The sequence below is a fragment of the Planktotalea sp. genome (genome assembly GCF_039984035.1).
Classification (GTDB): domain Bacteria; phylum Pseudomonadota; class Alphaproteobacteria; order Rhodobacterales; family Rhodobacteraceae; genus Planktotalea.
The window spans coordinates 1-7,170 of the sequence record NZ_JBDWVM010000318.1 but is presented as its reverse complement, the minus strand read 5'-3'; the positions used below and the strand labels follow the sequence as shown (position 1 = coordinate 7,170).

The 7,170-nt window shown below is 55.2% G+C and carries 8 protein-coding genes; 4 read left to right on the top strand and 4 right to left on the bottom strand.

From position 1 onward, the window contains the following. A partial coding sequence (locus tag ABJQ89_RS14310; protein ID WP_348496865.1) for a peptidyl-prolyl cis-trans isomerase occupies positions 1-959 on the top strand: 959 nt, incomplete at its 5' end. A 12-nt stretch (positions 960-971) separates the two neighbouring features. Next, positions 972-2,483 carry an anthranilate synthase component I gene (gene trpE / locus ABJQ89_RS14305; protein ID WP_348496864.1) on the top strand — a complete coding sequence of 504 codons (1,512 nt, stop codon included), beginning with the start codon at positions 972-974 and terminating at the stop codon, positions 2,481-2,483. Positions 2,484-2,543: 60 nt separating this feature from the next. Here the strand turns inward: trpE and ABJQ89_RS14300 are convergent, their stop codons facing one another. From ABJQ89_RS14300 to ABJQ89_RS14290, 3 genes are all read right to left on the bottom strand, one after another. Continuing rightward, the gene (locus tag ABJQ89_RS14300; protein ID WP_348496863.1) at positions 2,544-3,176 is read right to left on the bottom strand and encodes a LysE family translocator; all 633 of its coding nucleotides are present in this window, start codon (positions 3,174-3,176) and stop codon (positions 2,544-2,546) included. Then, positions 3,173-3,763, bottom strand: coding sequence for a DUF1629 domain-containing protein (locus ABJQ89_RS14295; protein ID WP_348496862.1), 591 nt, complete (start codon positions 3,761-3,763; stop codon positions 3,173-3,175). The genes ABJQ89_RS14300 and ABJQ89_RS14295 overlap by 4 nt, the downstream gene beginning before the upstream one ends. Positions 3,764-3,844: 81 nt before the next feature. Then, positions 3,845-4,201, bottom strand: a complete 357-nt coding sequence (locus tag ABJQ89_RS14290) for a cupin domain-containing protein (RefSeq protein WP_348496861.1) — start codon at positions 4,199-4,201, stop codon at positions 3,845-3,847. A gap of 212 nt (positions 4,202-4,413) precedes the next feature. Here ABJQ89_RS14290 and ABJQ89_RS14285 point away from each other — a divergent pair, with 212 nt between their 5' ends. After that, positions 4,414-5,802 (top strand): DUF3179 domain-containing (seleno)protein, encoded by a 1,389-nt coding sequence (locus tag ABJQ89_RS14285; RefSeq protein ID WP_348496860.1) that lies wholly within the window; start codon positions 4,414-4,416, stop codon positions 5,800-5,802. Between the two features lie 74 nt (positions 5,803-5,876). Further along, positions 5,877-6,803, top strand: coding sequence for a tetratricopeptide repeat protein (locus ABJQ89_RS14280; protein ID WP_348496859.1), 927 nt, complete (start codon positions 5,877-5,879; stop codon positions 6,801-6,803). 3 nt (positions 6,804-6,806) lie between these two features. Here the strand turns inward: ABJQ89_RS14280 and ABJQ89_RS14275 are convergent. Beyond that, positions 6,807-7,170 (bottom strand): divergent polysaccharide deacetylase family protein (locus ABJQ89_RS14275; RefSeq protein ID WP_348496858.1); only part of this gene is annotated, 364 nt, incomplete at its 5' end.

Here is a 7,170-nt window from a genome sequence, read left to right as displayed (position 1 = left end):
TGGTCGAAGATCGCGGTCTGGCTTTGGCAGACGTCGATTTGGGCGACTTGCCACAAGGTGACCTTGGCGACGCAGGCGAAGCGATCTTTGCCGCGAGCACAGGCGACGTTGTTGGCCCTCTACCGAGCGAACTTGGCCCTGCCCTTTTCCGCGTCAATGGCGTACTTGCCGCGCAAGCGACCAGCTTTGAAGACGCGCGCGCACAACTAAACGACGAACTGTCCGCTGACCGTGCGCGCCGCGTTGTCGAAGCGCAGATCAACGATATCGATGATTTGCTTGCTGGCGGCGCAACGCTGGAAGATCTCGCTAAAGAAACAGACATGGAGCTTGGCACCATCGATTGGTCTGTTGAGGCAGAAGATGGCCTTGCCGCCTATGAAGACTTCCGCCGCGCAGCAGTCGCTGTGACCGAAGAAGACTTCCCAGAAGTTGCCACGCTCGAAGATGGCGGCATCTTTGCCCTGCGCCTTGATGCAACGCTTGAGCCACGCCCACAGCCCTTGGATGAGATCACAGACCGTGTCACGACAGGTTGGACAACCAAAGCCACACGCGACGCCCTGCGCGCCGAAGCCGAAGCGCTCTTGCCACAGATCACAGCAGACAGCGATTTCGCCGATGTTGATCTGGAAAGCGAAGAACTGAGCGAGCTCACGCGAACAGGTTTTGTGCAAGGCGTTCCTGCCGAAGCCATCATAGCGATTTTTGACGCTGAGAAAGGCGCAACACTCATCGTCGAGGATGTGACTGATGTGCTGATTGTCCGTGTTGATGACGTGCTCGCACCTGATGAGGACAGCGACGATATCAAAAACCTGCGCACAACGCTGAGCAATCAAGCCTCTAGCGCGATCGGCCAAGACCTGTTCGAAGCCTTCGCAACAGACATCCAACAACGTGCAGGTATTCGCATCGATCAAAACGCGATCAATGCGGTGCATGCCAACTTTAACTAAAGGCTAGACCCCATGGCGCTGGTCCCTTCTTTCGATGAATTTGCCAAAGCGTATGACGCAGGGCAAAACCAAGTGGTGTATACCCGTCTTGCAGCGGATCTCGACACGCCTGTGTCCTTGATGCTCAAGCTGACGGGCGCGCAGAAAGATGCATTCGTGCTGGAATCTGTGACAGGCGGCGAAGTGCGGGGTCGGTATTCGATCATCGGCATGAAGCCTGACCTCATTTGGCGATCCGAAGGGCCGACAGCCTCACTCAACCGCATGGCGCGCTATGACAGCGATGCATTTGAGGCTCAGGACTTAGCCCCGCTCGAGTCCTTGCGCGCGTTGATTTCCGAGAGCCACATCGATCTGCCTGAGGGGCTGCCGCAAGCCTCTGCCGGTCTGTTTGGCTATCTAGGCTATGACATGATCCGCCATGTGGAGCATTTGCCGAACGTGAATACCGACGTGCTTGGTGTCCCAGATGCAATCATGCTGCGTCCTTCGGTGATTGCCGTTCTGGATGGCGTAAAAGGTGAGGTCACGGTCGTCTCTCCCGCTTGGGTCAGCGAAGGTCAATCCGCCCGCGCCGCTTATGCACAAGCCGCAGAACGCGTCATGGACGCGGTGCGCGATCTGGAACGCCCGATGCCCGCGGCCACGCGTGATCTTGGCCAAGCCGAAGAAGCGCCAGCGCCTGTCAGCAATTTCACCCGTGAAGGATATAAATCCGCGGTTGAGAAAGCCAAAGAATACATCAAAGCAGGCGACATCTTTCAGGTGGTGCCATCGCAACGCTGGGTGCAAGAATTCAAACAACCACCCTTCGCGCTCTACCGTTCCTTGCGCCGCACCAACCCGTCGCCCTTCATGTTCTATTTCAACTTTGGCGGCTTTCAGGTCGTTGGGGCATCGCCAGAAATCCTCGTTCGGGTCTTTGGCAAAGAGGTGACGATCCGCCCCATCGCAGGCACACGCCCGCGCGGCGCGACGCCTGAAGAAGACAACGCGCTAGAGGCAGATTTGCTCGCCGATCAGAAAGAGCTGGCCGAACATCTGATGTTGCTCGATCTGGGCCGTAATGATGTTGGTAAAGTCTCCAAAATCGGCACCGTGCGCCCGACCGAGGAATTCATCGTGGAGCGTTATTCCCATGTAATGCACATCGTCTCTAACGTGGTGGGTGAATTGGCCGATGACCAGGATGCGCTCAGCGCCTTCTTTGCGGGCATGCCTGCGGGGACTGTCTCTGGCGCGCCAAAAGTGCGCGCAATGGAGATCATCGACGAGCTGGAACCAGAGAAACGCGGTATCTATGGCGGCGGTTGTGGCTATTTCTCGGCGGGGGGCGACATGGACATGTGCATCGCCCTGCGCACGGCTGTGGTGAAAGATGAAAAGCTCTACATCCAAGCGGGCGGCGGCGTGGTCTATGACAGCGACCCCGAAGCGGAATATATGGAAACCGTGCACAAGAGCGGCGCCATCCGCAAAGCCGCCGAAGACGCGAGCCGCTTTACAAGCAACGGGAATAATTAGGCTATTCAGACGTAGGGTGCGTGGTATCACGCACCTTACTTTCGGTTCCGATGCCTATATTCAATTCGACGGGATCGCACGGTAGCCTTTCAGGATCATCGCCGCGCCGACGCCGAGCAAGCCAAAGCCACTTAGCACATCCACATTGATCCAACGGGCGGCTGTACGGCGCACCGCTTGCATCGCAAGGAAGGCGTAGATCAGGATGAAGGCCGCATCGAGCGTCACGAAGATCGCCCCGTAAACAAGGCTTTGCAGCGCGAGGTTATGATCGGGCGAGATGAACGCCGGGAACAATGCGACGAAGAAGACGATAGCTTTGGGGTTGGTCACACATGCAAAGAAACCTGCCCAAAAGCTGACCTTGCCAGCGGGGGCGCTCTGCGCCGCGTCGGAGAGAGGTTTGCGCGCCTCCGCAAAGCTTTTCACCGCCATATAGACGATGAACACCCCGCCGAAGATTTGCAGGAACGGCAGCACCAATTCAGAGAGCGACATGAGCGCGGTAAAGCTGCTCACCGCGATGATGATATGCACAATCGTGCCCAGCGCGTCCCCTGCGACGGTTTTGAAAAGCGCCGATTTCCCATGTTTGATCGCTTGCGCCGAGGCGAAGGCAACCGATGGGCCGGGCGTGATGACGAAGAAGAGCGTCGTTGTCAGAAAGGCGAGAAAGAGAAGATAGTCCATCATCCTTGCCCCCCATCAAACTCCACGCACGTCCCGCTCTCTTCGCCACCATGAAAACCTGCCGCCTTCATTTTTTCAAAGAGTTCATCGGAAAGGAAAGTCCTATGGCCAACTTTGTATTTATCGACCCACATAGTGCGCCCCGCAATTTTATTTTTATCCAACGCAATCACACTTGTTGCCATGAGATCGAGCTTTATCGAGGGAAGATCAGGTCGCGGAAGTCTAAATTCAACGCGCTCACATTTATCCTTAATGATCGCGTCAACCTGATCCAGAAAATTGACAATGAAGTACTTCTTTTCCGCCAATACCGGTCCACGCTTGGATTCATGAACAATGATCTCCGTAAAATCGAAAGTATCGCTTCCTATGCTCTCAACCAATTCTCGCAGATTTCCCGAAATCACGACGTATCCCAAAACAGTCGTAAAGTCGGCCAGAATCTTCTTTTTACGTGGCAGGTAGAACCGTCTCGGGAGCAACGCCTTGTCAAATTTGCGTGCCGTGTGTGCGTAGGAGCATTGATCGTGACCTGCTTTGTCAATTGCGGGATCGCCCTTACCTGGCCACAAGTCAATGGAGGCCATATTCGCATGTACTCTTGGAGCGTGACTAACTCTAATCAATTTCGTCATTATACGTTTACTTTCTTTAGGCTTTTGAAAGCTTCAAATACGCGGCTTAGGTGCAGGTTCGCGGTCGGCACTCCCTGAATTTGGCTCGCCCTTAGGTTCGATCAAAAGAACCTTCACCTCGTTTTCAGCGCGTGGGCGGTGTACCACGCCTTTGGGAACGACGAACAGCTCACCTGCCTTGATCGGATGAGAGGGTTGGCCTTCAATATCCATGATCATTTCCCCCTCAAGCACATAGAAGAAATCATCTGTCTCTTCATGCAGGTGAAACGGAAACTCGCCCTTGAACTTCACCACCATGATTTCGTTTTGGTTATAGTCCGCGACCACATGCGGGTCCCAGTGGGTTGAGAACATGGCCAATTTTTCAGACAGGTTTACAGGTTTCATGGGGGTATCCTCTGCTATCGGTTTTCTAAACATGCGGCAGAGCGATGGGCGCTGCAATGGCAAAGCGAAAGGCGTATGGTTTGCGCACCAATCTCGCCTGCTCACTCAAGCTTGAACGCCTTGTGATTGGCAATTGTAGGCCCGTTACCCGTAAGCTCAATCAAAGGGCGTCTGCGCCCCGTGCCTTATCGATGATTGCAAAGGATGACACCATGGCCCTCAAAACCCCCTCTCGCCTTAAGTCTGTCCTTTTGGCGTCGATAGCGTGCTCAAGCCTCTTGTGTGCAATCCCCCTTGCTGCACAAGAGGCCTCCGCCCTTCCCGCCTATGTCGTGGAAGAGTTTGGAACGCCCCCTGCGATCCCGACAGGTTCTTTGAGTAAGTCACTCACCCAAGCCGTTGACACGGCGTTTATCCAGCTTGTGACCCAAGGGATTTGGGGGCGTGATCAATCCCTCGCTTTGGAAGAAGTCGCCAGTTCAGGTGATCCGCGTCTCGCTTGGATCATCTCCGATTTGATGCGCTTTACGCACGGTAGCCAAATGAATGTTGAATTCATTGAGGCCACGTCCAAACTACTGGGCAAAGACATTGACCGTACCAATCCGTGGGGCGACGTCACAGACCACCTTATCGCGTGGGATGTGCCTGCCCCGCCGAACTACCTCGCGGTGAAGCGCGAGATTTTCACCAGCGTTGTTCCTGGTTGGGATAAGATTTTCGTTGAAGGCGACATCGATTGGCGCATGGTCTCTTGGGGCGGTGTGCTCATTGATGATCGCCCTTATGATACTACTGATGATGTGTGCAATTGCATTCCCGCAGCAGATAACCCTGACGTGACCAGCGCAGAAGACGCAACTTGGCTCAAGGACGACGACATCGTTTTTGGCATCGAAGTGAATGGTGAATATCGCGCTTATCCCCGCCAGATCATGGAAGTGCGCGAAATGGTCAACGATACCTTGGGTGGTCGCGATCTTGGCATTCCTTACTGCACGCTGTGCGGATCAGCGCAGGCCTATTTCACGGACGAGCTGCCAACCGGCATCGAGCGCCCCGTGCTGCGCACCTCTGGCCTGCTTATTCGCTCTAACAAGGTGATGTACGACATTACCACCCATTCTGTGATGGATACGTTCTTGGGCAAGGCGGTGACCGGACCTTTGGCAGACAAAGGCGTCACACTTGAGCAAGCAACTGTAATCACCAGCGAATGGGGCGAATGGAAGAAGGCGCATCCTGAAACGACTGTGCTCGTCGAAGAGCTCGCCCTGGGCCGCAAACCGGATTTCCGCAACACGCGTGATGCTAATGGTCCGATCTTCCCTGTAGGCGATGTCGATCCTCGCCTGCCTGTTCATGAAGATATTATCGGGGTGATCACGGCATCAGGAAGCCCTGTCGCCTTCCAACGCAGCGCAGCTTTCCTTGCGCTCAAACGCGGCGCGAAAATCTCTGTTGAGAACATCCGCCTCGAGCTTGACGCAGGTGGCATTCGAGCCGTGGACAAGGATGGATCAGACGCAGGTAGCCATCAGGCCTTCTGGTTTGCGTGGTCCCAGTTCCACCCTGATACGCGGCTTTGGACCGGCTCTTGAGGCAAGCGTAAATTTTCTTGTTCGAAAGCTGTGAACGCGTTTAAGCTCCTCCCATTGATTTAGAGGATTTAATAATGCGTTTCACGTCTTTCGCTTTGATTGCCGCGCTCGCGGTGCCGCTTCCTGCCTTTGCAGCGCCGACCCAAGCCGAGGTGGATCAAGCCCGCCTTGCATACATCAACGGCGAATATGAGACGTCGCTCAAGGTCTTTCACGAGGCGGCTGAGGATGGCAACGCTATGGCGCTTAATATTCTTGGCGCGGCCTATGAAGATGGCAATGGGGTTGACCAAGACGTCACAAAGGCCATCGATTTCTTTGAACGCGCAGCCAAAGCGGGCGAGGTGCGCGGGCGTTATAATCTCGGAGCCCTGTTTGCCTTTGGGTCGGGCGATGTCCCAGCAGATCGCGCACGCGCAAAACGCGAATTTGGACTGGCGGCGGCAGCGGGCTATGCCCCTGCGATGACCGCCCTTGGGCAATTGCGCGAACGGGCTGATCCCCCTGATCACGAGGCAGCAGTCGATTGGTATGAAAAAGCACATGAGCGCGGCGACGTGATTGCGACTGCAAACCTAGCGCATGCCTATGTCAAAGGATTGGGCCGGCCCGAAAACTGGCAGCGCGCGCGGCTACTCTATACCCAAGCGGCGGCAGCGAATTACCCGCGCGCATTCAATGATCTCGGCGTTATTCACGAACAAGGATACGGGGTTCACGCGGACCCAATCACCGCTTTCAGCTTTTTCAAACGCGGCGTTGAGCTGGGGTATCCACGCGCGGGAATAAACATCGCAGAATTGATCGTCAGTGCACGCTTTCCTTTTTCCAGCAAACACGCAGCATTGGGGTATTGTTTTTGGGGCCTTGAGCGCGCCGATGACACCGAACGCGAAATTTTTGAACAAGACTGCGCTGAGGTTGAAGAAGCCTTGCAACCAGATGACACCGTACGCGCCAAAGCACGCAGCTTTGCCGACAGCATCCGTCTTAGAAATTAGCAGTTAGTTCGCAGCGTCTTGCTGCAAAACAGCGGAAACAGGCACAAGCGCGACGCGGCTCGCACGATCCGCAAGGCCCCAGATCAGCAAAGCTGAAATCGTTTCTGCGCGCAGTCGACCAAGCATAATCACGCCGCCCTCTTGCCCCGCCTTGAACGCCGCTTGATCAAGGAAACGGCGGATCACGCCCGCCTTTTGATCCTTGCCATCGAAATCACGGAAAATCGTAGCTGCGGGAACGCCTTCGCGCGATGCGAGTTTTTGCGCCGTGTTCAAACCATTGGCCTGCAAAACCAAACCATGGCCGCTTTCTTGCACAATCTTGGTGATCTGATCTGTTAACTCGCGGCTACCTTGTAGACTGATG

Coding starts and splice junctions, on each gene's coding strand:
- trpE (WP_348496864.1), top strand. CDS start 972: ATGGCGCTGGTCCCTTCTTTCGATGAATTTGCCAAAGCGTATGACGCA.
- ABJQ89_RS14300 (WP_348496863.1), bottom strand. CDS start 3,176: ATGATGGACTATCTTCTCTTTCTCGCCTTTCTGACAACGACGCTCTTC.
- ABJQ89_RS14295 (WP_348496862.1), bottom strand. CDS start 3,763: ATGGCCTCCATTGACTTGTGGCCAGGTAAGGGCGATCCCGCAATTGAC.
- ABJQ89_RS14290 (WP_348496861.1), bottom strand. CDS start 4,201: ATGAAACCTGTAAACCTGTCTGAAAAATTGGCCATGTTCTCAACCCAC.
- ABJQ89_RS14285 (WP_348496860.1), top strand. CDS start 4,414: ATGGCCCTCAAAACCCCCTCTCGCCTTAAGTCTGTCCTTTTGGCGTCG.
- ABJQ89_RS14280 (WP_348496859.1), top strand. CDS start 5,877: ATGCGTTTCACGTCTTTCGCTTTGATTGCCGCGCTCGCGGTGCCGCTT.